The organism is Dietzia sp. CW19 (genome assembly GCF_014145265.1).
In the GTDB taxonomy this organism is placed as follows: Bacteria; Actinomycetota; Actinomycetes; order Mycobacteriales; family Mycobacteriaceae; genus Dietzia; species Dietzia natronolimnaea.
Genome location: NZ_JAALEE010000477.1, coordinates 1 through 1,859, shown reverse-complemented (window position 1 = coordinate 1,859; position 1,859 = coordinate 1). Strand labels below are relative to the sequence as shown.

Annotated in this window: 2 protein-coding genes; both read left to right on the top strand. The window is 72.6% G+C overall.

Annotated features, from left to right (window positions below; all coding sequences use genetic code 11):
• A partial coding sequence (locus tag G6021_RS13725) for an arabinofuranosyltransferase (protein ID WP_182617506.1) occupies positions 1-613 on the top strand: 613 nt, incomplete at its 5' end.
• 12 nt (positions 614-625) lie between these two features.
• Positions 626-1,859 (top strand): arabinosyltransferase domain-containing protein (locus tag G6021_RS13720; protein ID WP_347238333.1); only part of this gene is annotated, 1,234 nt, incomplete at its 3' end.

Sequence of the window (1,859 nt, the reverse complement as noted above, 5' to 3'; positions counted from 1 at the left end):
CGCCGCCGAGGCCGCCGACCGGCGTCGCCGGGCCACCGCCGTCGTGGGCGTCGTGGCCACCCTCGCCGCACTCGCCCACGCGCAGGGGATCCCCGATCACCTGCACGAGGAGATCCGACTGGCCTATACGGACACCGACGGCGACGGCGAGCGCGCCGACCGCTTCCCGCCCGGGCCCGAGTCCCACTACGCCGAGGTCGACAGGGTCATCCTCGAGGCGTTCCCGGGCCGCGAGAAGACCGACCTCGTCGTCGTCAGCACCGCCGACGCCTTCCTGGCCTACCACCCGTACCTGGCCTACCAGGCCGTCACCTCCCACTACGCCAACCCGCTCGGTCGGTACGACGAGCGCAACGAGGTGATGCTCGGCTGGGAGGACGCCACCAGCGGCGACGAGCTGTACGCCATGATGAACGACACGCCGTGGCGGCGCCCGGATGCCGTGGTCGCCCGCCCCTCGGGTTCCGGGTACGCGCTGCGCCTGGCCGAGGACACCTATCCCAACGACCCCAACGTGCGCCGGTTCGGCGTCACCATCCCCGCCGAGGCCGTGGAGGGCCCCCACTTCGAGGTCCACGACGTCGGACCGTTCGCCGTGATCGTGGTGCGATGAGGTGACCCCACTGTGACGGCGAGCGACCGGCGCCCCCTCGGGCGGCACCCCTACCCGGGGATGGACCGCGACCGACGGCTGGCCGTGATCACCGGCTTCCTCGGCGCGTTCCTGGCGATCCTGTCCGGGTTCCTCCCGGTCCACCAGGACACCACCGAGGTGCGCTGGACCGCCGGACCCGACTACGCCTCCGTCACCGCGCCGCTGGTCTCCGGGAGACCGCTCGACCTGACCATCACCGCACCGTGTGGCCCGTTGTCGCAGGTTCCCGACGACACGATCGTGTTCTCGACCCTGCCCGAGGGCGCACCCGGTCGGATCTCCGACGGCCTCGTGGTGCAACGCTCCGCCGACGCCGCGGGGGACCCCGCCATCGAGGTGGCGGTCCGCAACACCACCCTGCTCTCGGTCCCCCTGTCCACCCTCCGGGACCCGGCCTGCGAGTCGCTGCGGGTCAGGGCCGAGGTCGGGGTGCTGGTGGCCGAGCTCACCGGCCTGTCCGAGGTCGGGGGCCAGGGCGGGGACGACGACGAGAACGGCCAGGACCCGGTCAGCGCGGCCGTCCCGGGAACCATGCGCCCGCAGGTGACAGGGGTGTTCACGGACCTCACGCCCACCTCCGCGCCCGACGGGCTGGGCGAGTCGACGGTGGAGATCACCGTCGACTCCCGCTACTCCTCCAGCCCCACGGCGCTCAAGCTGGCGTTGATGGTGCTCGGGGTCCTGGCCACCCTCGCCTCGGTGGTGTTCCTGCACCGCCTCGACGGGATCGACGGACGGTCCGACCGCCGGTTCGTCCCCCGCTCGTGGACCCGGTTGTCGGCGGTGGACGGCGTGGTGGTGGGCGTCCTGGGGTTCTGGCACCTCGTCGGCGCCAACACCTCCGACGACGGCTACCTCCTCACCATGGCCCGGTCGGCCGGACCCAGCGGGTACATGGCCAACTACTACCGCTGGCTCGGATCCCCCGAGTCGCCCGTGGGCTGGTACTACGAGATCCTGCGGTTGTTCGCCGAGGTGTCCACCGCGAGCCCGTGGATGCGCCTGCCCACCCTGGCGTGCGGCATCCTGGCGTGGCTGATCATCAGCCGGGAGGTGGTCCCGCGCCTGGGCCGGCTCGCCCGCACCTGGCACCGGCCGCGCTGGACGGGCGCCGCGCTCTTCCTGGCCTTCTGGATGGCGTTCAACAACGGACTGCGGCCCGAGCCCGTGATCGCGCTGGGCGCGCTGCTCACCTGGTCGCTCG